We start from the raw sequence: 22,016 nt of genomic DNA, 5'->3' as shown, positions 1-22,016 counted from the left end.
CCCGTGCCGAGCGCCGAGTCCGCAGCAGTCCCGCCCGAGGCGGCTTCCCCGAAGGAGACCGGGGAAGCCGCTCGGACGCGCTGGCAGCGGCTCAGCGGCGGCCTGCTCGTCGGGTACCAGTTCGCGCAGCGCGCGGCGCGCGCCCTGGTCCGCGGGGTGAACCAGCGCTGGCGGGGATCCCTGCAGCTCCGGGTGGTCAGCACCACCCTGCTGATCTCGGTCGCGGTCGCCGCGGTGCTCGGCTTCTTCCTGGTCCAGCAGATCCGCAGCGGGCTGCTGGAGGCCCAGCGCGAGTCGGCGCTCCGCGAGCACGCGGCCGGGCTGAGCACCGCGCTCAGCGAGCTGCAGGACGGTGAGCAGCCGGTCGACCGGGACAAGCAGCTCTACGACATCGTCGAGGAGCTGAGCGGCGGCAGCGGCACCTCCTCCAGCGGGCACGACGCGATGATCCTGCCCAGCGTGGACGGGTCGTCCGGCTGGGTGGCCGGGGGCGTGCTCGAGACCACCGTGCCGGAGCGGCTGCGCGAGCGGGTGCAGTCCGCCGACGGCATCGACTCCTCCTACTGGACCTACACCACCATCCAGCGCGAGCGCGGCACGGACGAGCCCGGCCTGGTGGTCGGCGCACCGCTGTCGCACGCCTACGAGCTGTACTACGTCTTCCCGCTCACCCACGAGCAGGGCATCCTCGACCTGGTGCAGAACACCCTGGTGTTCGTCGCGACCCTGCTCTGCCTGGTGCTCGGCGTCATCGCCTACATGGTCACCCGCCAGGTGGTCAGCCCGGTGCGCGCGGCGGCGGGGTCCGCCGAGCGGCTCGCCGAGGGCGAGCTCAACGAGCGGATGGAGGTCCGCGGCGCCGACGACCTCGCCCGGCTCGCGGTCTCCTTCAACGAGATGGCCGGCAACCTGCAGGAGAAGATCCAGGAGCTGGAGGAGCTCTCCCGGGCGCAGCGCCAGTTCGTCTCGGACGTCTCCCACGAGCTGCGCACCCCGCTCACCACCATCCGGATGGCCGGCGACCTGCTGTACGAGGAGCGCGACGACCTCGACCCCACCATGGCCCGCTCGGTGGAGCTGCTCCAGGGGCAGCTGGAGCGGTTCGAGGAGCTCCTGGCGGACCTGCTCGAGATCAGCAGGCACGACGCGGGCGCCGCGACCCTCGCGGTGGAGCCCGCCGACGTGCGCGACGCGGTGCTCAAGGCGGTCGGCGACTCCGAGCAGATCGCCGAGAAGCGCGGCATCAAGGTGGTGCTCCGGCTGCCGGCCGAGCCGTGCGTCGCGGAGTTCGACACCCGCAGGATCAACCGCATCCTGAACAACCTCGTGGTGAACGCGATCGAGCACAGCGAGGGCAAGGACGTGATCGTCACGGTCGCCGGGGACCGCGACTCGGTCGCGGTGGCCGTCCGCGACTTCGGCGTCGGCCTCAAGGAGGGAGAGGAGCACCTGTGCTTCGACCGCTTCTGGCGGGCCGACCCGGCGCGGGCCCGCACCACCGGCGGCACCGGCCTGGGGCTCTCCATCGCCAAGGAGGACGCCCAGCTGCACGGCGGCTGGCTGCAGGCCTGGGGCGAGCCGGGCGCCGGATCGCAGTTCCGCCTCTCCCTGCCGCGCAAGTCCGGGCAGGAGCTGCGCGGCTCGCCGCTGCCGCTGGTCCCGCCGGAGAAGCCGATGGGCCGGGCGCGCCCGGCCGGCGCGCCGGCCGCCGACGCGGAGCCGGGGCGGCCCGCGGTGACGGGGGAGGGCCGATGAGCCTCAGAGGCGGCCGGGCCGCGGCCGCGGGCGGACTCGCGGCCGTCCTGCTGGCGGCGGGGTGCGCCGCCGTGCCCACCGGCGGCCCCATCGTGGAGGCCGACCGGGTCGGCGAGTCGCCCGACCCCTACGAGGGCTACGTGCGCATGCTGCCGGTCGGCCCGCAGCCCGGTGTCGGCGAGGAGGGCCTGGTCAAGGGCTTCCTCAAGGACATGGCCAGCTTCGAGGAGAACCACGCGGCGGCCCGCCGGTTCCTGCTCCCGCAGACCCGGGCGGAATGGTCCCCCGACGACTCGGCGCTGGTCTACGAGAACATGGACGCCGTCTCGCTGGACGTGGAGACCTCCGCCGACGACACCGCGGCCACGGTCCGGATGCGCACCCCCGAGGCGGCGATGATCCGGGCGGACGGGCAGTACGTCCCGGCGGACGGCGCCGAGATCATCGACGTCACCTTCAAGCTGCGGCGGGACGGCGACGGCGAGTGGCGGATCACCGAGCTGCCCGACCGGCTGCTGCTCTCCCGGGCCGACGTGGACCGGGTCTACCGGCCGCTCAACCTGTACTACTTCAACGCCGACTCCAGCACGCTCGTGCCGGACCCGGTGTTCCTCCCGGTCACCTCGGACGAGGTCGCCACCCGGCTGGCCAAGAAGCTGGTCGCCGGGCCGACCGAGTGGCTGGAGCCGGCCGTGCGCTCCTCCTTCCCCGCCGACTCCACCGCCGACGTGGCCTTCGACGCGGGCCGGGTGGTGGTCAGCCTGGCCGGCGACGCCCCCGGCAACCAGGCCCGGTTCGGCATGGAGGCGCAGCTCGGCTGGACCCTCAAGCAGCTGCCCGAGGTCCAGGAGGTGGTGCTGCGCTTCGGCGACGACGAGGTGCGCATCCCCCGGGACGAGGACGAGAACCTGCAGACCGACACCGACTACTGGAAGGCGGTCAACCCCTCCGGCGTCACCGGCGAGCTCAACGCCTACTTCGTCCGGGACGGGCGGCTGTGGACCATGAGCGGCGGCGGGGACGAGGACGTCGACCAGGTCGAGCAGGCCGACGTCTCGTTCGGCGCCGGCGGCCCGGCGCACTACGCGGTCTCGCTGAACGAGGAGCGCTTCGCCGCGGTCTCCGCCGACGGCGGCGGGGTGCTGCTGGCCGAGGACGGCTCCGACGAGGTGCGCACCGTGCTCGAGGGCGGCGAGTACACCGCGCTCTCCTGGGACGGCTACGGCAACCTGTGGGTCGCCGAGGACACCTCCGACGGCGACGACCCCGGCTCCCGGCTGTGGATGCTGCGCGGCGGCGCCGAGCCGGTCCGGGTGGACGCCCCCGCGCTGAAGAAGCGGGAGATCGCGCAGCTGCGGCTCTCCCGGGACGGCACCCGGGCCGCGGTGGTCACCGCCGACGGCGACCCCGAGGGCCGGCTCTGGGTCGGCCGGGTGGTGCCCGAGGACGGCGGCGGCGTCGCGCTGGGCGGGTTCATGGAGCTCGCCTCCGACGTCGGCTCGGTCTCCGACGCGGCCTGGCGCAGCGGCGACCAGCTCGCCGTGCTCGGCGAGAAGAACGGCGCGATGCGCGGCTACCTGGTGCCGCTGGACGGCGCCACCGACCCGACCAGCGTCGGCACCATCACCTCCGCGGAGACCATCGCCGCGGCGCCGGAGCGCCCGCTGATCGCCGGCGGCGACGACGACCAGCTCTGGCTGACCAGCGACCGGGTGCTCTGGCAGCGCGCCACCGACGGCGCCGACCCGGTCTTCCCGGGCTGAGCGGGGCCGGGCGCGGCGCAGGCCGGACAGGGCGCGCCGGAGGGCGCTTCGGAGGGCGGAGCGGAGCGGCGGGGCGGGGGAGCAGGGGAAGAAGAGCATGCCCCCAGGCTGCTCGGCGGCGCACCCGGCCGGCCACCCCGGTTCCGCGGCCTGTGGACGACGGGCCTGTGGACGACCCGGGCTGTGGACGACCGTCCTGTGGAAGACCGTTCTGTGGACGGGCGCGGCCGGGCCGCCCGCTCCGGGGCGGTGGGGCCTCCGCCCGGTCCGCCGCGCCGGGCCTCCCCCGATCGCTGCCGGGAAAAGGCGGTGAGCAGCGGAGAACGCCCCGTTCCTCTCCCGATGGTCTTGGCGTTGCGGGGGTGTCAGAGCGCTCTGACACCCCCGCAACGCCAAGACCATCGCCCAGGGGCGAAGAGGGCGGACGCCCGGAGCGGTGCGCTCCGTCCACAGCCGGGGAGACCGCCCTTCTCCGCCCGCCCCCGGCCGGGCAGCCTGGGGACATGGCACCGTTCGCCCCGCTCCCCCCACCGTCCCCACGACCGACTCCGGCCCCCTCTTTCACCGCGGCGCTCACCGCGCTGCTGCTCGGCGAGTGCTGCGCCGGCTGCGGTGCGCCCGGCGGCCGGGTCTGCGCCGAGTGCGCGGACGCCCTGGCCCCGCGTCCGCACCGGTGCGCCGCCCGGGAGGGCTGCCCGCCCGCCTGGGCCGCCGGCCGCTACACCGGGGCCGACCGCGCGCTGCTCCTCGCCTACAAGCACCGGCGGATCCGCTCGCTGGCCGGGCCGCTGGCCGCCCGGCTGGCGCGCGCGGCCCGGGCGGCCGCGCCGCGCGCGGGGCCGCTGCTGCTGGTCCCGGTCCCGGCCCGGCCGCGCGGGGTGCGGCGCCGCGGCTACGACCCGGTCGCGCTGCTGGCGCGGCGCGCCGCCGAGCTGCTCGACGCCCCGGCGCGGCCGGTCCGGGCGGTCCCCGCGCTGCGCCAGGCGCGCGCCGTCGCCGACCAGGTCGGCCTGGGCCGCGCCGAGCGGTACGGCAACCTGCGCGGGGCGCTGGCCGCGCGGCCGGGGCGGCTCGCCCGCGCCGGGGGCCGCCGGGTGCTCCTCGTCGACGACGTGCTGACCACCGGCGCCACCCTGGCCGAGGCCGCCCGGGCGCTGCGCGCGGCGGGGGCGGCCGTGCACGGCGCCGCCGTACTGGCCGAGCGCGGGCGCCGGACGGCGTCAAGAAGCCTTTACTCGCAGGGCGGAAAAGACCCGCCGATGCCGCTCCACCGGCCCTTGCGCGCCCGGATCGGGCAGGTGGGGAGAGGCCCGCACCTGACAAGCGGGGGATAAGGGGTTAGCGTTTCGGACATGGCACCCGCCCGGGTCCGTGGTTGCGCCGGAGTCGCCGCCCGCCGCCAGGCGAGGCGGAGTTCCGGCAAGCCGATGCCAGGCGCAGGCGAAACGGCCCACGTAAGGCGACTTTTCGTCGACCGATCACGGTGCGCCTTAGAGGTAAGTCCTGCCCCGCACAGGGTCCCGATGTCCCTCGTGAGCGGGAGAAGGGCAGTAGTCGCATACGAAGCGGCGAACCCCTCGGCAGGCGGATGTGGGGACGAAGACCAGGTCGGCCGGGCGGGTGGCATGCCCATTGCGTTCAGTGCGCCCGGCCATGGGCGCCCATGCGCCGCACCGGGCCGGCAGGAGTGTCCGGTTTCACCCTCTGAACTGGCCGAACGTCACCTGGAGAGCGGGTGATCAGGCGGCGTCTCATGGGTATACGGTTGGCGAAACGAGCCGCCCGGGGCGCGGGCGGCCGAGAGGAGGACCCGGTAGCGAGGCCCTCCGCACCCGCGGGGGGCGGCACGTACGGCCTGGCCGCCGCGGGGCGGCGGCTGAGCGATGAAGGGGGTCTTGTGGACATCATCGTCAAGGGGCGGCGCACCGACATCAGCGAGAAGTTCCGGCAGCACGTCGAGAACAAGCTGAACAAGCTCTCCAAGTGGGAGAAAAAGGGCATGACCATCGACGTGGAGGTGTCCAGGGAGCGCAACCCGCGCCAGGCTTCGCAGAGCGAGCGCATCGAGCTCACGATCCACTCCACCGGGCCGGTGATCCGGAGCGAGGCCTCCGGCGACGACCGCTACGGAGCCCTCGACCAGGCCATCGACCGCATCGAGTCGCGGCTGCGCAAGCTCGCCGACCGGCGCAAGGTGAGCAAGAGCGGCCGCACCCCCGTCTCGGTGGCCGACGCGACGGCCGGCCTGAACGGGAACGAGGCCGCGCTCGGCGAAGTGCGGGTCCCGCCGCCCGCGGAGGAGGAGCCCTTCGACGGCGGCGAGGTCGACGGCCGGTTCTCCGACGATTTCGTCGAGCTGGACACCCAGGGCGATGCCCCGGTGGTCGTGCGGGAGAAGTTCCACTCGGCCAAGCCGATGAGCATCGACCAGGCCCTCATGGAGATGGAGCTCGTCGGACACGACTTCTACCTCTTCCACGACGAGGAGAAGGACCTGCCGAGCGTCGTCTACCGCCGCAAGGGCTTCAACTACGGCGTCCTCCGCCTGGTCGACTAGGCGCACCCGCCCTCCCCGCCCGACGCGCGGCGGCGCCGGAGGCCCCTCCGGCGCCGCCGCACCCCGTCCCCCCGGTGCGGGTCAGGGCAGCCGCGCCTCGGCGATCTCCCGGTCGCGCTTCTTGATCCGGTGCAGCGGGGTGGTGTGCGGCTCCTCCGACTCCCGGCGCGGGTCGTCGAGGACCACGTCGGTGAAGATGTCGTCGACCGCGCAGAGCACCGCCCCGGCGAGCGCCAGCACGCCGCCGGCGATGATCATCCACCAGGCGGCCAGCACGATGCCCAGCCCCGCGGCGGCGGCCCCGATCAGGATCAGGCCGACCGCGACCCAGGAGAGCAGCCTCCCCCGGTGGTCGTTGGTCGGTGCCCAGCGTCCACCCTCGTGCTGGTACCCGCGGATGTAGTATTCGATTCCTCCGGACGAGCCGGTCCCGTGGACCTCGCTCATGGCGGCGCTCCTCCCCCCGACGGCCCGCAGAGATGCGGACCTGCACATATTCGGGATTACCGGACCGAGCGCCACTAAACGGGCGCTCCGCGGGGGGACCGCGGCCAAGGGGCGCGGGCAGGACAACCGGGCAATAGGCTCGCCTAGGATGGAATGCTGGGGGTCAAGGACTCCGTCCCGCCTCCGGACGCGGGCCCCGAATCGCGAGGAGCGCATAGCAAGTGCCAGGCATACTCGACAAGGTCCTCCGCGCGGGGGAAGGCAAGATCCTGCGCAGGCTCAAGAGGCTGACGGATCAGATCAACTCGATCGAGGAGGACTTCGCGAAGCTCGAAGAGGCCGAGCTGCGCGAGCTGACCGACGAGTACCGCGAGCGGATCGAAGACGGCGAGTCGCTGGACGACCTCCTGCCCGAGGCCTTCGCGACCGTGCGCCGGGCCGCTCAGCTCACCCTCGGCCAGCGCCACTTCGACGTCCAGCTGATGGGCGGCGCGGCGCTGCACCTCGGCAACATCGCGGAGATGAAGACCGGTGAGGGCAAGACCCTGACCTCCACGCTCCCGGTCTACCTGAACGCGCTCGCGGGCAAGGGCGTGCACGTCGTCACCACCAACGACTACCTGGCCCGGCGCGACGCCGAGAGCATGGGGCGGATCCACCGCCTGCTCGGCCTGGAGGTCGGGGTGATCAGCCCGGACATGCGCCCGGAGGCCCGCAGGGCCGCCTACGCCGCGGACGTCACCTACGGCACCAACAACGAGTTCGGCTTCGACTACCTGCGCGACAACATGGCGCTGTCGATGGACGCCCTGGTGCAGCGCGGCCACAACTTCGCCATCGTCGACGAGGTGGACTCCATCCTCATCGACGAGGCCCGGACCCCGCTGATCATCAGCGGCCCGGCGCAGCAGAACTCGCGCTGGTACGAGGTGTTCGCCAAGATCGCCCCCCGGCTCCGCCGCGAGGTCGACTACGAGGTCGACGAGAAGAAGCGGACCATCGGCGTCAACGAGTCCGGTGTCGCCAAGGTCGAGGACGAGCTGGGCATCGAGAACCTCTACGAGCCCGCCAACACCCCGCTGGTCTCCTTCCTGAACAACTCCATCAAGGCCAAGGAGCTGTACAGGAAGGACAAGGAGTACATCGTCAAGGACGGCGAAGTGCTCATCGTCGACGAGTTCACCGGGCGCGTGCTGCGGGGCCGCCGCTACAACGAGGGCATGCACCAGGCCATCGAGGCCAAGGAGCGCGTCAAGATCAAGGACGAGAACCAGACTCTCGCCAAGGTCACCCTGCAGAACTACTTCCGGCTCTACGACAAGCTCGCCGGCATGACCGGTACCGCGACCACCGAGGCCGCGGAGTTCAACCAGACCTACGGCATCGGCGTGGTCCCCATCCCGACCAACCGCCCGATGGTCCGCAAGGACGACCGCGACCTCGTGTACAAGAACGAGGAAGGCAAGTTCGACGCGATCGTCGAGGACATCGCCGAGCGGCACGAGGAAGGCCAGCCGGTGCTGGTCGGCACCACCAGCGTGGAGAAGTCCGAGCTGCTCTCCAAGATGCTCAAGCGCCAGGGCATCCCGCACGAGGTGCTGAACGCGAAGAACCACGCCCGGGAGGCCTCGATCATCGCGCGGGCCGGCCGGCTCGGCTCGGTCACAGTGGCGACCAACATGGCCGGCCGCGGCACCGACATCATGCTCGGCGGCAACGCCGAGTTCATGGCCGACGAGGAGCTCCAGGCCCGCGGGCTGAACCCGCTGGACACCCCGGAGGAGTACGAGGCGGCCTGGCCGGAGGCGCTGGAGAAGGCCGAGGAGGCCGTGAAGAGCGAGCACGAGGAGGTCGTCGAGGCCGGCGGCCTGTACGTGCTGGGCACCGAGCGGCACGAGTCCCGGCGGATCGACAACCAGCTGCGCGGCCGCTCCGGTCGGCAGGGCGACCCCGGCAAGTCCCGGTTCTACCTCTCGCTCCGCGACGACCTGATGCGCATGTTCAACAGCGCCCGGGTCGAGATGATCATGGAGCGCACCAACTTCCCGGACGACCAGCCGATCGAGTCGGGCGTGGTCACCAAGGCGATCCAGAGCGCCCAGGGCCAGGTCGAGCAGCAGAACTTCGAGATCCGCAAGAACGTCCTCAAGTACGACGAGGTGCTCAACCGGCAGCGCAAGGTGATCTACGCCGAGCGCCGCAAGGTCCTGGAGGGCGCGGACCTCCAGGAGCAGATCGCCGGCATGATCGACGACGTCCTGGACGGCTACGTCCGCTCGGCCACCGCCGAGGGCGACGCCTCCGACTGGGACCTGGACAAGCTGTGGACCGCGTTCAAGCAGGTCTACCCGGTCAGCTTCACCGTCGACGAGTTCATCGACGAGAACGGCGGCCTGGGCTCGGTCACCCCGGACCTCATCTCCGCCCGCGTCTGCGAGGACGCGCACGAGGCCTACGAGCGCCGCGAGGAGGAGCTGGGCTCCGAGGCCGTCCGCGAGGTCGAGCGCCGCGTGGTGCTGCAGGTGATGGACCGCAAGTGGCGCGAGCACCTGTACGAGATGGACTACCTCCAGGAGGGCATCGGCCTGCGGGCGATGGCGCAGCGCAACCCGCTGATCGAGTATCAGCGCGAGGGCTACGACATGTTCCAGGAGATGCTGGAGGCCATCAAGGAGGACTCGGTCCGCTACCTCTTCAACGTCGAGGTCCAGGTCAAGCAGAAGACCGGGGTGAGTGCCGCGTCGGCGGCGGCCGCGGCCGCGGCCAACGGCGCCGCGGTGGCCGCCGCGACCGCGACCGAGGAGGGGGCCGAGGAGTCCGCGGAGGCCGAGGAGGCGTCCGAGGAGGAGAAGGCGGAGGAGCCCGCGGAGAAGGAGAAGGAGGGCGTGTCCGAGGAGGACGTCGTCGTCCCCGGGCTGGAGGAGCCGCGCTCCCCGGGCCGCCTGCAGTACTCCGCGCCCTCCGAGGACGGCGGCGTCACCAAGCGCACCGAGACCGTCTCCGACTCCTACGAGGGCACCCCGCGCAACGCGCCCTGCCCCTGCGGGTCGGGCAAGAAGTTCAAGAAGTGCCACGGGGACCCGAAGAACAAGTAGGCCCCGCGGTCTGAACGGCCGGCGCATCGAAGGACCCCCGCCCGGGGCGAACCGGGCGGGGGTCCTTCCGCTCTCCCCGGACCGGGCGCCGCCGGGAGCGCCTCCTCCGGGGCGCCGGCCTCGGCGCCGCGGGCCCTCGGACCGCAGGTGGAGGCCGGGGGCGGATCCTCCGCGGCGCGGCCGGACCGCTCCGGCGGGGCGTGCGGCGCCGGGAGCCGCGCGGAGGGGACCGGGGAGCGCCGGGAAAGCGGCGAGGGGCCCGCGGATGCGGACCCCTCGCCTCTCTGCGGTGCGCCGCGGCCCCGGAAGGAGGGCCGGGCGCCGGGCTCAGCCCTGCTTGCCGCCCTCGGCGCCCTGCGCCGGGCTCTGGGCGGACCCGCCCGGCTGGTCCGGGTTGGTGGCGATCGAGGCCTTCTCCTCGACCGGCTCCCGGCCCGGGGTGGGCAGGTTCATCTTGGTGATCAGGAAGTAGAACACCAGGTAGTAGATGGCGAAGTAGACCACGCCCATGAGCAGGATCCACACCAGCCCGGTGGTGTTGGACTTGAACGCGTTGATCACCATGTCGATCAGGCCCGCGGAGAACCCGAAGCCCAGGTGCGCGTCGAGCGCGTTGAGGATGGCCATCGAGATGCCGGTCAGCACCACGTGCACGGCGAACAGCACCGGCGCGATGAAGATGAAGGCGAACTCGATCGGCTCGGTGATGCCGGTGACGAACGCGGTCAGCGCGGCGGAGACCATGATGCCGCCGACGGTGGCGCGCTGGCTGGGGTGTGCGGCGCGCCACATGGCGATGGCGGCGGCGGGCAGGCCGAACATCAGCACCGGGAAGAAGCCGGAGAGGAAGCCGCCCGCGGTGGGGTCGCCGGCCAGGTAGCGGTTGATCTCGCCGTTGAACACGTCGCCGGTGGCCGGGTCGGTGTAGCTGCCGAAGACGAACCAGACCACCGAGTTGACCACGTGGTGCAGGCCGAACGGCAGCAGCAGGCGGTTGACCACGCCGTACACGCCGGCGCCGACCGGACCGGAGGCCACGATCCAGGTGCCCAGGTCGTTGATCCAGCCGCCCACGGTCGGCCAGACGAAGCCGAAGACGACGGCGAGCAGCAGCGCGGAGACCGCGGTGACGATCGGCACGAACCGGCGGCCGCCGAAGAACCCGAGCCAGGCGGGGAGCTTGATCTTGTAGTAGCGCTGCCAGAGGACCGCCGCCAGGATGCCGATGGCGATGCCGCCGAGCACGTCGGTCGGGTTCTTCACGCCCCAGTTGATCACCTCGGCGCCCTCGGCGTCGAAGGCGGTGACCGTCCCCTTCATCTCGCCGCTGGGGTCGAAGTTGAAGAACATGAACTTGGTGACGCGGTCGAAGACGATGTAGCCGACCACGGCCGCCAGCGCGGTGGAGCCGTCGGCGCGCTTGGCGAAGCCGATCGCCACGCCGACCGCGAAGAGCAGGGGCAGCGCCTGGAAGAGCGAGTCGCCGGCCGCGCCGATGATGCTGGCGACCGGGGCCATCCAGTGCATGCCGGGCGCGTCGGCCAGACCGCCCGGGTCGGCGCCGTTGCTGCCCAGCATGTCGCCCTGGCCCAGGCGCAGCAGGATCGCCGCGGCGGGCAGGACCGCGATGGGCATCATCAGGCTGCGCCCGATGCGCTGCAGGACGCCGAGCACCTTCGAGGAGCCGCCGACGCCGCTGTCCGCGGTTGCTGAGGAACTCACAACTGGTCCTCCTGAATCGTTAACCGGTGAGTTATGACGGGAACCGGCCGCGTGCGAGCGGCCGGTCGCGGCACGGGGAGGGCGCTCAGGCCGTCCCCGGACGGCGTGGGTCCAGCCGCGAGTGCAGCTGGTAGCGGTCGGCCCGGTACCCGGAGAGCGCGACCTCCACGCAGGCGCCGTTGCTGAAACTGCGGCGCTGCATGGACAGGATCGGGCTGCCCGGAGCGAGCCCGAGCAGCTTGGCGTCGGCCGGGTCGCACAGCCCGGCCTCGATGGTCTGCTCTCCGGAATCGAGCAGGATTCCGAACTCCTCTTCCAGGACCTCGTACAGGGAGCGCCCGGTGAGCGCGATCCGCTCCAGGCCGGGCAGCAGGGACAGCGGGAGCATCGTGCGCTCCACCGCCATGGGCTCCCCGTCCGCGGTGCGCAGCCGCTCGATGTGGTGCACCGGGGTCCCCGGCGCCACGTCGAGCATCCGGGCGGTGTGCGGGCTGGCCGGCGCGCTCCTGCGGGACAGGTCGCGGGATCCGGGGACGAACCCGCGGGCCCGCATATCCTCGGTGAACGAGGCGAGCGCCAGGGGCATCTCGATCTTGGGCCGGCATACGAAGGTGCCCTTTCCGGGCACCCGGTACAGCTTGCCTTCGGAGACCATGATGTCGATGGTCTGCCGGACGGTCATCCGCGACAGCCCGTACCTGCGGCCGAGTTCGCGCTCGGAGGGGATCAGGTCGTCCACCCCGAGGCCGGCCTCGACGATCCAGTCGAGCAGGAGCTCACGCAGCTGTGCGTATTTGGGGGCTGGGCTCGCCGGGTCGATCTCCATGACGACCGCCTGTTCGCTCTCTAGACGCTCTGGTATGACTGGTATAGGCCGGACTAGACCAGAGTACAGTGTCCGTTGTCTGGCGAATCTCCCTTTCGGGCAGATTGAAACCAAGACGTTTCGGACCTGAGTCCGCAGGTCGACACGGTCGCCCGGCCCCGCGGCGACATACCCGGCAGCGGCACCGAGCGGATGGGAAGAATCGACAATGACCACCAGTACGAGCGTCATGCGCTCGGAGATCGCCGAGCAGCCCGAGGCACTGCGCCGTACCCTGGACGCGCTGCTGCCGCTGGTCCCCGAGCTCGCCGAGCTCGCCCGGGACACCCGGCAGGTGCTCTTCATCGCCCGCGGCTCCTCCGACAACGCCGCGGTCTACGGCAGCTACCTGCTCCAGGCGCACGCCGGCCGGCTGGCCACGCTGGCCTCGCCGTCCATCGCCACCACCTACGGGTCCAAGGTCGACCTGTCCGGGGTGCTCGCGGTGGCCATCTCCCAGTCCGGGCGGACCGAGGAGATCGTCGACACGATGAACTGGGCGGCCGAGTGCGGCGCCCGCACCGTCGGCATCACCAACGGCGCCGGCTCCCCGCTGACCCAGGCCGCCGACCTGGCCCTGGTCACCCAGGCCGGCAGCGAGCTCGCGGTGCCCGCCACCAAGACCTACACCACCCAGCTGGCCGCGCTCGCGGTGCTCGCCCTCGGCCTCGGCGCCGACCTGGACGCCGGCGTGCTGCGCGCGGTCCCGGACGCCATCGGCGAGGCGGTCGACGCCCCGCAGGGCCCGATCGAGCTGATCGCCGAGCGCCTGGCCGGGGTGCAGGGCGCGGTCATCTCCGGCCGCGGCATGGCCTTCTCCACCGCGCTGGAGGCCGCGCTCAAGCTCAAGGAGGCCTGCTACCTGCACGCCATGGGCCTCTCCTACGCCGACCTGCTGCACGGCCCGATCGCCGTGGTCGACGCCGACACCCCGGCGATCCTGGTCGCGGCGAACTCCGGGCCGACGCTGCCCGGCACCGTCGCCCTGGCCGAGCGGGTCTCCGCCGCGGGCGCCCCGGTGTTCGGCATCGGCGGCGGCCAGGCCCTGGCCGGCGCCTGCGACCTGTCGGTTCCCGCCCCCGACCTGCCGGAGTGGGCCGCCCCGATCTCGCTGATCGCCCCGGCCCAGCTGCTCACCGAGACGCTGGCCCGGCGCCTGGGGTACAACCCCGACGCCCCCCGCGGCCTGGGCAAGGTCACCCAGACCTCGTAGGAGACGGTGCCGAGTGGATCTAAGCTCGGCATGGGCCCCGCCGCACGGCTCCGGCCACCGGTGCGGCCCGCAACGCTTCTTCACCGGGCGGCCCGCCCCTCCTCCGCGGAGGGCGGTCCGCCCGCTCCGAAAGGGAAGGCAGGAACCCACATGGCCGACAAGGCAGCCGCGATCGTCGCAGGGCTCGGCGGCGCGGACAACATCGACGACATCGAGGCGTGCATCACCCGGCTGCGCACCGAGGTCAAGGACCCCTCCAAGGTGGACGAGGCCGCGCTGAGGGCGGCCGGCGCCCACGGGGTGCTCTCCTCCGGCAACGTCGTCCAGGTGGTCGTCGGCCCGGAGGCCGACTCGCTCACCGACGACATCAACGATCTCCTCGAGGACTGACAGACTCGCCCGCCGGCGCGGACCGCCGCCCTGGTCCGCGCCCTCGAACGGAGGTAATCCCCGTGCTCTCTGTGCTTTCTCCCGTGCCGGGCACGGCCACCGGCCTGGCCGAGGTCCCCGACCCCGTCTTCGCGCAGGGCATGGTCGGCCCCGGGACCGCGATCGACCCGGTGCGCGAGCCGCAGACCGCGGTGGCCCCGGTCGCCGGGACCATCGTCAAGCTGCACCCGCACGCCTACGTCATCGCCACCCCGGACGGCAAGGGCGTCCTCGTCCACCTGGGCATCGACACCGTCGACCTGAAGGGCGAGGGCTTCGAGACCCTGGCAGAGGAGGGCGCGGAGGTGGAGGCCGGCGCCCCGCTGGTCCGCTGGAACCCCGCCGAGGTGGAGAAGGGCGGCCGCTCGCCGGCGGTCCCGGTGGTGGCGCTGGACGCCTCCGCCGAGGCGCTGAGCGACGTCGTCTCCTCCGGCGAGGTCGCCTCCGGCGCCCCGCTGTTCGGCTGGCGGTGAGCGCGGCCATGGCCGGCGGCCGCGCGGCCCTGTTCGACCTGGACGGGACGCTGATCAACAGCGAACCCCGGTCGATGGCGGTCTGGTCGCGGCTGCTCGACGCGCACAACGTGCCCTACGACGAGGCCACCCTGCACCGGTTCATGGGCCGGCGCGGCCCGGACGTCATCGCCGAGGACCCGAGCCTGTTCCCCGGCGTCTCCTGGGACGTGCTCCTCAGCGAGCTGCAGCAGATCGGCTCCGCCCCGGACCTGCCGCCGGTGCGGCCGCTGCCGGAGTCGGCGGAGTTCGTCCGCGCCCTGCACGCCCGGGGCGTGCCGATCGCCCTGGTGACCTCGGCCGGACCGGAGTGGGCGCACGCCGCGCTGCACATGGTCGGGGTCGCCGAGCTGTTCACCGGGGTGATCACCGCGGCCGACGTGCGCCGGGGCAAGCCCGACCCGGAGGGCTACCTGGCCGGCGCCCGGCTGCTCGGCGCCGACCCGGCGCGGACGACGGTCTTCGAGGACACCCCCGCCGGGGTGGAGGCCGGGCTGCGCGCCGGGATGGGCGTCGTCGCCATCACCACCACGCACGTGCCCGCGGTGCTGCAGAAGGCCGACCTGATCGTCGACCACCTCACCGAGGTGGACTGGGACGGGATCGGCCCGAGCGGCCGCGCGCCCGAATGACCTGAACAAAGGGAAGAGGAGAGAGCTGTGGCAGAGCGCCGCGTCAAAGTCGAGTCCGAGGTCGGGCTGCACGCCCGCCCCGCGGCCCTGTTCGTCGAGGCCGCCGCCAAGGCCGCCGGTGAGGCCACGGTCGCCAAGGGCGACGGTGCGCCGGTCTCCGCCAAGAGCATCCTCGCCGTGATGGGCCTGGACGTCCGGAACGGCGACGAGATCGTGGTCCGGGTCGAGGGCGAAGGGGCCGAGGAGGTCCTGGACCGGCTGGCCGAGATCGCCGGCGCGGGCTAGTGGGGGAGACCATGGCTGACACGCTGAAGGGGGTCGGGGTCAGCCCCGGCGTCGGCTACGGGCCGGCGCTGCGGCTGGCGCGCTCGGTCCCCGAGCCGCCGGAGGCGGGCCACTCCGGCGACGCCGAGGCGGAGGCCGCCCGCGCCGCCGAGGCGATGGAGCGGACGGCCCGGGAGCTGACCGAGCGCGGGGCCCGCGCCGGAGGCCAGGCCCAGGAGGTGCTCTCCGCCCAGGCGCTGATGGCGAACGACCCGTCGCTCGCCGACGACGTCGCCCGCCGGGTCCGGGAGGGCGCCGACGCCGCCCGCGCGGTCTCCGACGCGATGGCGGTCTACCGGGAGATGCTCGCCTCGGCCGGGGAGTACATGGCCGCCCGGGTCACCGACCTGGACGACGTCCGGGACCGCATCGTCGCCCGGCTGATGGGCGTCCCGGTGCCCGGCATCCCCGAGTCCGAGACGCCGTTCGTGCTGGTCGCCCGGGACCTCGCCCCGGCCGACACGGCCACCCTGGACCCGGCGAAGGTGCTCGCCTTCGTCACCCGGGAGGGCGGCCCCACCAGCCACTCGGCGATCCTGGCCCGTTCGCTCGGCCTGCCCGCCGTGGTGGCCGGGCCGGGCGCCGACGAGCTCGCCGACGGGGCGATGCTGCTGGTCGACGGCTCCTCCGGCGAGGTCGCCGCCGATCCGGACCCGGCCGAGGCCGAGCGGGCGCTGGCCCGCGACGCCGCCCGGCGGGCCGCCGCCGAGCAGAGCTCCGGCCCCGGCCGCACCGCCGACGGCCACCCGGTCCCGCTGCTCGCCAACATCGGCGGCCCCAAGGACCTGCCGGCCGCGGTGGACAACGGCGCCGAGGGCGTCGGGCTCTACCGCACCGAGTTCCTCTTCCTGGACCGCGGGGACGCGCCGGGCCACGAGGAGCAGGTGGCGGCCTACCGGGCCGCGCTGGAGGCGTTCGGCCCCGGGGCCAAGGTCGTGGTGCGCACCCTGGACGCGGGCGCGGACAAGCCGCTGGCGTTCCTGCCGCCGCCGGGGGAGGAGCCCAACCCGGCGCTCGGCGAGCGCGGGCTGCGCATGATGCACCGGCACCCGGAGATGCTCTCCTCCCAGCTGGCCGCGCTGGCCGAGGCGGCCCGGGGCGCCCCGGGCGAGCTCAGCGTGATGGCGCCGATGGTCACCGACGCCGAGGACGCGGAGTGGTTCGCCGCCCGCGCGGCCGAGGCCGGGATCGAGCGGGCCGGGGTCATGATCGAGGTCCCCGCCGCGGCGCTGCGCGCCCGGCACCTCGCCCGGGACGCGGCGTTCTTCAGCATCGGCACCAACGACCTCACCCAGTACACCTGCGCCGCCGACCGCGAGGTGGGCGGGCTGGGCCGGTTCCAGGACTCCTGGCAGCCGGGGGTGCTGGAGCTGGTCGCGACCACCGCCCGCGCGGCGGAGTCGGCCGGCCGCCCGTGCGGGGTGTGCGGCGAGGCCGCCGCCGACCCGCTGCTCGCCTGCGTGCTGGTCGGCATGGGCGTGACCACGCTGTCCATGGGCGCCACCGCGCTGCCGATGGTCCGCGCGGCGCTGGCCCGCGCCACCCGGGAGCAGTGCCGCCTGGCGGCCGGGGCCGCCCTGGAGGCCCGCGGCCCGGCGGAGGCCCGCGCGGCCGCCCGCACCGCCCTGCCCGGCCTGGCCGAGCTGGGCCTGTAGTACAGGGAGGCGGCCGCCCCGACCCGGTTCAGGGCGGGGCGGCCGCCGCACTCCGGCGCCCGGGGCGGTACCGTCCCGGGCCCCGCTCCGGGCGGCCCCGCAGGCCCGCCCCTCCCGTACCGCTGCGCCGCGGTCCGGCGGCGGTGGACGGCCGGAACGGCCGGCCCGAAGCCCCCGCCTCCCGTTCCGGCGGCCGCCGAGGCACCCCCCTGAAGGGGGCGGAGTGCGGCCCGCCGCCGCAGGGCGGACGGGAGGCCTGCACCCGCACGTGCCGAGGCCGCCTCCGCCGGAGCCGAGCCCTTCGGCGGCCCGCGGCGCCCGGATCCGCGGTGCCGGCCGCGCCTCCGGGAACCGGGGCGGACCGCTCCGCCGCTTCCGGGGCGGGGCCTGCTCCGGACCGGTCCCGTCCCCGCGGGCCGCCGCCGGAGAGGGCCGGGCCGCGCCGCCCCGCGGCCGATGGCGCCCCCGGCGGACGCGGTTCCGGCTACAGTGGGCGCCGCGTCCGGGGAGTGCGTCCCCGGTCCCGCGCGACCGGCCCTTCCGCGCCGGTCCCGGCCGTGCGCCCGCGGGCGCACACCGCCGGTGCGGCCCTGCGAACCGAGAGTCCGACACACGATGCCCCTTCGACGCCTCCTCGCGCCGCTCGGCGCGGGCCTGCTGCTGATCTCCACGGCCTGTGCACAGGGAGGCGGCGGCTCCCCCGGAGGATCCGGCGGGGGCGGGGCCGAGGAGGGCCCGGACGCCGCGGCCACCGCCGAGGAGGCGATGGCCGGCATGGAGCTGGCGGACAAGGTCGGCCAGCTGCTGGTGCTCACCGCCGCCGGGACGACGGCCGAGGAGAACGCCGAGGCGATCGAGGCCTACCGCCCCGGCGGGTTCATCTACTTCCCGGAGAACCTCACCGACGTCGAGCAGATCACCGCCCTCTCCAACGGGCTGCAGGAGAGCGCGGGGAAGGCCTCCGGCGCCCCGCTCTTCCTCGGCATCGACCAGGAGCAGGGCATGGTCGCCCGGCTGCCGCTGGGCGCGCACTTCCCCGACGCCATGGCGGTCGGCGCCACCCGGGACACCGAGCAGGCCGCCGCGCTGGCCCGGACCACCGCGACCGAGCTCAAGGCGCTCGGCATCAACATGGACTACGCGCCCGACGCCGACGTCAACGTGAACCCGGACAACCCGGTGATCGGCATCCGCTCCTTCGGCTCCGACCCCGAGCTGGTCGCCGACATGGCGATCGCCGAGGCGGAGGCGTTCGAGGAGGCCGGGGTGGTCCCGGTGGTCAAGCACTTCCCCGGGCACGGCGACACCGACGTGGACAGCCACACCGGGCTGCCCGTGGTGGACAAGCCGCGCGCCGAGTGGGAGGAGACCGACCTGCCGCCGTTCCGCCGCGCGGTCGAGGCCGGGGTGGACGCGGTGATGACCGCGCACGTGTTCGTCCCCGAACTGGACGACTCCGGTGAGCCCTCCACGCTCTCCCCGGAGGTCATCGACGGGGTGCTCCGCGGTGAGCTGGGCTTCGACGGGGTGGTCACCACCGACGCGCTCAACATGGAGGGCGTCCGGCAGACCCACGGCGACGGCGAGATCGCGGTGCGCGCCATCGAGGCCGGCGCCGACCAGCTGCTCATGCCGCCCGACCCGAAGGCCGCGGTGGACGCGGTCACCGCCGCGGTGCAGGAGGGCCGGATCACCGAGGAGCGGCTGGACGAGTCGGTCCGCCGGATCCTGGAGCTCAAGGCCGAGCGCGGGCTGTTCGGCGCCGAGCCGGCCGACCCGGAGCAGGCCGCGGCGACCGTCGGCTCCGAGGAGCACCTGAAGGCCGCCCAGGACGTCGCGGACGCCTCGGTCACCCTGCTCCGCAACGGCGGCGGCGCGCTGCCGGTGGAGGAGGGGGCCAAGGTCTCGGTCTCCGGCGAGGGCGCCGAGGAGATCTCCGCCGCCCTGGAGGAGCTGGGCGTCGAGGTGGTCGGCTCGGCGGCCGGCGCCGACCTGGCCGTGGTCGGCACCGACGGCGGCCGCGCCGACGCCGAGCACCGGGAGGCCGTGCGGCGGGCGGGCTCCACCCCGGTCGCCGTGGTCGCCCAGGGCGCCCCCTACGACGCCGCCGGGCTGGAGTCCGACGCCTACCTCGCGGTCTACTCCGCGGTGGAGGTCTCCCGGACCGCCGCGGCCCGCGCCATCGCCGGCGAGGTCGCCCCGTCCGGGAAGCTCCCGGTGGCGGTCCCCGGCACCGACTACGGCTTCGGCGCGGGCACCGGCTACTGAGCCCGGTACCGGGGCCGGCCCCGGCCGGTCCCGGAGCGGTCGGCGCGGCCGGGGCTCCCCTCGGCCGCCGGGGGCGCGGACGGCCCGGTGCGCCTGCGGCCGTCCGACCGGCCGGCCCGCCCGGTGGCCGGCGGACCGGTCGGGACCCTCCTGCGCGGCGGGGACCGCGCCGGCGGCCCGCGCCCCCACCGCGCCGCCCCGGTCCGGTCCCCGCCGAAGGCGGTCAGCCCTGGCGCTTGATCTCCTGGCGGGCGATCGAGCGCAGGTGGACCTCGTCCGGGCCGTCGAAGATGCGCATGGCGCGGGCGTGCGCGTACATCAGCGCCAGCGGGAAGTCGTCGCTCACCCCGGCGCCGCCGTGCACCTGGATGGCGCGGTCGATCACCTCCAGCGCGGCGCGCGGCGCGGCGACCTTGATCGCGGCGATCTCGGTGCGGGCCTCCTTGGTGCCCTTGGCGTCGATCAGCCAGGCCGTCTTGAGCACCAGCAGCCGGGCCTGCTCGATGGCCAGCCGGGACTCGGCGATCTGCTGCTGGACCACGCCCTGCTCGGCGAGCGGCCTGCCGAACGCGACCCGCTCGCCGGCCCGGCGCACCATCAGCTCCAGCGCGCGCTCGGCCACGCCGAGGGCGCGCATGCAATGGTGCACCCGGCCGGGGCCGAGCCGGGCCTGGGCGATCATGAACCCGTCGCCCTCCCCGGCGATCAGGTTCTCCGCGGGGACCCGCACGTCGGTGAAGGTGATCTCGCAGTGGCCCTCCTGGTCCTGGTAGCCGAAGACCGGCAGGGCGCGCACGATCTCCACGCCGGGGGTGTCCCGGGGGACCAGGATCATCGACTGCTGCCGGTGCGCCGGGCCGTCCGGGTCGGTCTTGCCCATCAGGATGAAGACCTCGCAGCGCGGGTCGGCGGCGCCGCTGATCCACCACTTGCGGCCGTTGATCACGTAGGAGCCGCCGTCGCGGACGATCGAGGTGGCGATGTTGGAGGCGTCGGAGGAGGCCACGTCGGGCTCGGTCATCGCGAACGCGGACCTCATGGTGCCGTCCAGCAGCGGCTCCAGCCAGCGCTTCTTCTGCTCCGGGGTGCCGAACATGTGCAGCACCTCCATGTTGCCGGTGTCCGGCGCGGAGCAGTTCAGCGCCTGCGGGGCCAGCGGGGAGCGCCCGGTGACCTCGGCCAGGGCGGCGTACTCGGTGACGCTGAGGCCGCCGACGTCGGGCAGGAAGAGGTTCCACAGGCCGCGGCGGCGGGCCTCGGCCTTGAGCTCCTCCATGATCGGGGGGAGGTCGTGGTTGTCGGGGCCCGCCTCCGCGCGCCACTTCCGGTAGGCGGGTTCGGCCGGGTAGACGTGGGAGTCCATGAACTCCTGCAGGGCGGCCAGGTAGTCGCGGGCCTTGGGGCTGAGTCCGAAGTCCATGGGCACGAGTATGCCAATTAGACCGACCAGTCGGTACCCTTCTTTCGCGGGAATTCCCGGCCGCCCCGCCGGGGATTGGAACCCCTCCCCGGCGGGAAGGAACTCCGCCCCTGCGCCGGTCTCCCGGACCGGCGCCGCGAGGAGGCGGAGGAGGCGGTGCAATGCCCGAGGTCCACCGCGGCATCATCAGCGACTGGGGCGGCGTGCTCACCGGGCCGCTGCCCGAGACCATCGGCGCGTGGCTGGCGGCCGACCGGATCGACCGCGACCACTACGCCGCCGTGATGGCCGAGTGGTTCGCCGGCATCGGCGACGCCCGCGCCCCCGGCAACGCCATCCACGCCCTGGAGCGGGGCGAGATCTCCGTCTCCGAATTCGAGCGCTCCCTCGCCGCCGAGCTGCGCCTGGTCGACGGCGGCCCGGTCCCCGCCGAAGGGCTGATCGAGCGGATGTTCTCCGCGTTCCAGCCGGTCGACGAGATGTACCAGGTGCTCGGCGAGGCGCGCCGGCAGGGCGTGCGCACCACCCTGCTCTCCAACTCCTGGGGCAACGGCTACCCCCGGGCCCGGCTGGCCGAGGTCTTCGACGCCCTGGTCATCTCCGGCGAGGTCGGGATGCGCAAACCGGAACCGGAGATCTTCCGGCACGCGCTGGAGGTCACCGGGCTGCCCCCCGAGCGGTGCGTGTTCATCGACGACCTGGAGCACAACGTCCGGGCCGCCGCCGAGCTGGGCATGACCGGGATCCTGCACCGCGGCCCCGAGGAGACCCGGGAGCGCCTGGCCGAGGCGTGCGGGCTGCGGCTGGACCCGGCCCCCTCCTGACCGGGCGCGCCGCACCGAGCGGCCCCCGGCCTTTGGCAGACTCGACGGGTAACCCGAGGTCCGACGGAGGACGAACCCGACCATGCGCGTCTACTTGCCGACCACCCTGCCCGCCCTCGCCGGAGTGCTCGCCGAAGGGCGGGTGGGCGGCGAGCCGCTCGCCGCCTTCGCGGTCACCGACGCGCTCCGCGCCACCGGCGGCGACGACGAGGAGCTGGAGTACGAGGCGATGCTCGCGGCGGCCGACGCCTCGCTGCGGCTGCTGGCCGCCGACCCGTCCGCGCCGCGCCGCCGGGTGGTGCTGGCCGCCGACGTCCCCGAGGCCGTCGTCGTCGCCACCCCGGACGAGGCCGGCCCGGCATCGGTCGCCATCGGCGGCTCGGTGCCGCTGAAGCGGCTGGCCTCGGGCCACGTCGACGACGCCGGCGCGGCCGACGAGATCGGGGCCGCGGCCGCCGACCCCGAGGCCGGGCTCCAGGACGAGCACGAGCTCATGTGGTACGCGGTGCAGGAGCTCAAGTACCTGGTGGAGTAG

At 74.0% G+C, this 22,016-nt stretch carries 18 protein-coding genes; 14 read left to right on the top strand and 4 right to left on the bottom strand.

The window, feature by feature from the left end:
• The first annotated feature begins 3 nt into the window (after window positions 1-3).
• The 4 genes from mtrB to hpf all read left to right on the top strand — a co-directional run bounded on the left by mtrB (window position 4) and on the right by hpf (window position 6,075).
• The gene (gene mtrB, locus J0910_RS26895) at window positions 4-1,755 is read left to right on the top strand and encodes an MtrAB system histidine kinase MtrB (protein WP_420161330.1); all 1,752 of its coding nucleotides are present in this window, start codon (window positions 4-6) and stop codon (window positions 1,753-1,755) included.
• Window positions 1,752-3,518, top strand: a complete 1,767-nt coding sequence (locus tag J0910_RS26890; protein ID WP_420161329.1) for an LpqB family beta-propeller domain-containing protein — start codon at window positions 1,752-1,754, stop codon at window positions 3,516-3,518. Before mtrB ends, J0910_RS26890 begins: the two co-directional genes overlap by 4 nt.
• 503 nt (window positions 3,519-4,021) lie before the next feature.
• On the top strand, window positions 4,022-4,852 hold the full coding sequence (locus tag J0910_RS26885) for a ComF family protein (RefSeq protein ID WP_420161328.1): 831 nt from the start codon (window positions 4,022-4,024) through the stop codon (window positions 4,850-4,852).
• A 563-nt stretch (window positions 4,853-5,415) separates the two neighbouring features.
• On the top strand, window positions 5,416-6,075 hold the full coding sequence (hpf, locus tag J0910_RS26880) for a ribosome hibernation-promoting factor, HPF/YfiA family (protein WP_420161327.1): 660 nt from the start codon (window positions 5,416-5,418) through the stop codon (window positions 6,073-6,075).
• 81 nt (window positions 6,076-6,156) lie between these two features.
• On the opposite strand, the gene J0910_RS26875 is transcribed toward hpf, so the two are convergent.
• A complete protein-coding gene (locus tag J0910_RS26875) occupies window positions 6,157-6,522 on the bottom strand; it encodes a hypothetical protein (protein WP_420161326.1) in 366 nt (121 codons plus the stop codon).
• 221 nt (window positions 6,523-6,743) lie between these two features.
• On the opposite strand from J0910_RS26875, the gene secA reads away from it, so the two are divergent.
• Window positions 6,744-9,617, top strand: a complete 2,874-nt coding sequence (gene secA / locus J0910_RS26870; RefSeq protein WP_420161325.1) for a preprotein translocase subunit SecA — start codon at window positions 6,744-6,746, stop codon at window positions 9,615-9,617.
• A gap of 327 nt (window positions 9,618-9,944) precedes the next feature.
• On the opposite strand, the gene J0910_RS26865 is transcribed toward secA, so the two are convergent.
• Window positions 9,945-11,339, bottom strand: coding sequence for a PTS transporter subunit EIIC (locus tag J0910_RS26865; protein ID WP_420161324.1), 1,395 nt, complete (start codon window positions 11,337-11,339; stop codon window positions 9,945-9,947).
• A gap of 85 nt (window positions 11,340-11,424) precedes the next feature.
• Window positions 11,425-12,165: a GntR family transcriptional regulator gene (locus J0910_RS26860; protein WP_420161323.1), complete on the bottom strand. Its 741-nt coding sequence runs from the start codon at window positions 12,163-12,165 to the stop codon at window positions 11,425-11,427.
• Between the two features lie 208 nt (window positions 12,166-12,373).
• On the opposite strand from J0910_RS26860, the gene J0910_RS26855 reads away from it, so the two are divergent.
• The 7 genes from J0910_RS26855 (at window position 12,374) to J0910_RS26825 (ending at window position 19,237) form a co-directional block, all read left to right on the top strand.
• Window positions 12,374-13,417 (top strand): SIS domain-containing protein, encoded by a 1,044-nt coding sequence (locus tag J0910_RS26855; protein WP_420161322.1) that lies wholly within the window; start codon window positions 12,374-12,376, stop codon window positions 13,415-13,417.
• 150 nt (window positions 13,418-13,567) lie between these two features.
• Window positions 13,568-13,807, top strand: coding sequence for a PTS sugar transporter subunit IIB (locus tag J0910_RS26850; RefSeq protein WP_420161321.1), 240 nt, complete (start codon window positions 13,568-13,570; stop codon window positions 13,805-13,807).
• A 62-nt stretch (window positions 13,808-13,869) separates the two neighbouring features.
• The gene (locus J0910_RS26845) at window positions 13,870-14,319 is read left to right on the top strand and encodes a PTS sugar transporter subunit IIA (protein WP_420161320.1); all 450 of its coding nucleotides are present in this window, start codon (window positions 13,870-13,872) and stop codon (window positions 14,317-14,319) included.
• 8 nt (window positions 14,320-14,327) lie between these two features.
• Window positions 14,328-14,990 carry an HAD family hydrolase gene (locus J0910_RS26840; protein WP_420161319.1) on the top strand — a complete coding sequence of 221 codons (663 nt, stop codon included), beginning with the start codon at window positions 14,328-14,330 and terminating at the stop codon, window positions 14,988-14,990.
• A 27-nt stretch (window positions 14,991-15,017) separates the two neighbouring features.
• Window positions 15,018-15,275 (top strand): HPr family phosphocarrier protein, encoded by a 258-nt coding sequence (locus J0910_RS26835; RefSeq protein WP_420161318.1) that lies wholly within the window; start codon window positions 15,018-15,020, stop codon window positions 15,273-15,275.
• Between the two features lie 11 nt (window positions 15,276-15,286).
• Entirely contained in the window at window positions 15,287-16,969 is a 1,683-nt protein-coding gene (ptsP, locus tag J0910_RS26830; RefSeq protein WP_420161317.1) for a phosphoenolpyruvate--protein phosphotransferase, read from the top strand.
• 615 nt (window positions 16,970-17,584) lie between these two features.
• Window positions 17,585-19,237, top strand: a complete 1,653-nt coding sequence (locus J0910_RS26825) for a glycoside hydrolase family 3 protein (RefSeq protein WP_420161316.1) — start codon at window positions 17,585-17,587, stop codon at window positions 19,235-19,237.
• Window positions 19,238-19,460: 223 nt separating this feature from the next.
• Here the strand turns inward: J0910_RS26825 and J0910_RS26820 are convergent, their stop codons facing one another.
• Window positions 19,461-20,657, bottom strand: a complete 1,197-nt coding sequence (locus J0910_RS26820; RefSeq protein WP_420161315.1) for an acyl-CoA dehydrogenase family protein — start codon at window positions 20,655-20,657, stop codon at window positions 19,461-19,463.
• 161 nt (window positions 20,658-20,818) lie between these two features.
• Between J0910_RS26820 and J0910_RS26815 the strand changes: the two genes are divergently transcribed.
• Both J0910_RS26815 and J0910_RS26810 read left to right on the top strand, forming a co-directional pair.
• Window positions 20,819-21,481 carry an HAD family hydrolase gene (locus J0910_RS26815; RefSeq protein WP_420161314.1) on the top strand — a complete coding sequence of 221 codons (663 nt, stop codon included), beginning with the start codon at window positions 20,819-20,821 and terminating at the stop codon, window positions 21,479-21,481.
• 82 nt (window positions 21,482-21,563) lie between these two features.
• Complete coding sequence (locus J0910_RS26810; RefSeq protein ID WP_420161313.1) at window positions 21,564-22,016, top strand: DUF6912 family protein; 453 nt, start codon at window positions 21,564-21,566, stop codon at window positions 22,014-22,016.

The sequence above is a fragment of the Nocardiopsis oceanisediminis genome (assembly GCF_048595525.1).
Lineage (GTDB): Bacteria > Actinomycetota > Actinomycetes > Streptosporangiales > Streptosporangiaceae > Nocardiopsis_A > Nocardiopsis_A oceanisediminis.
This window is presented reverse-complemented; position numbering and strand designations above follow the sequence as displayed.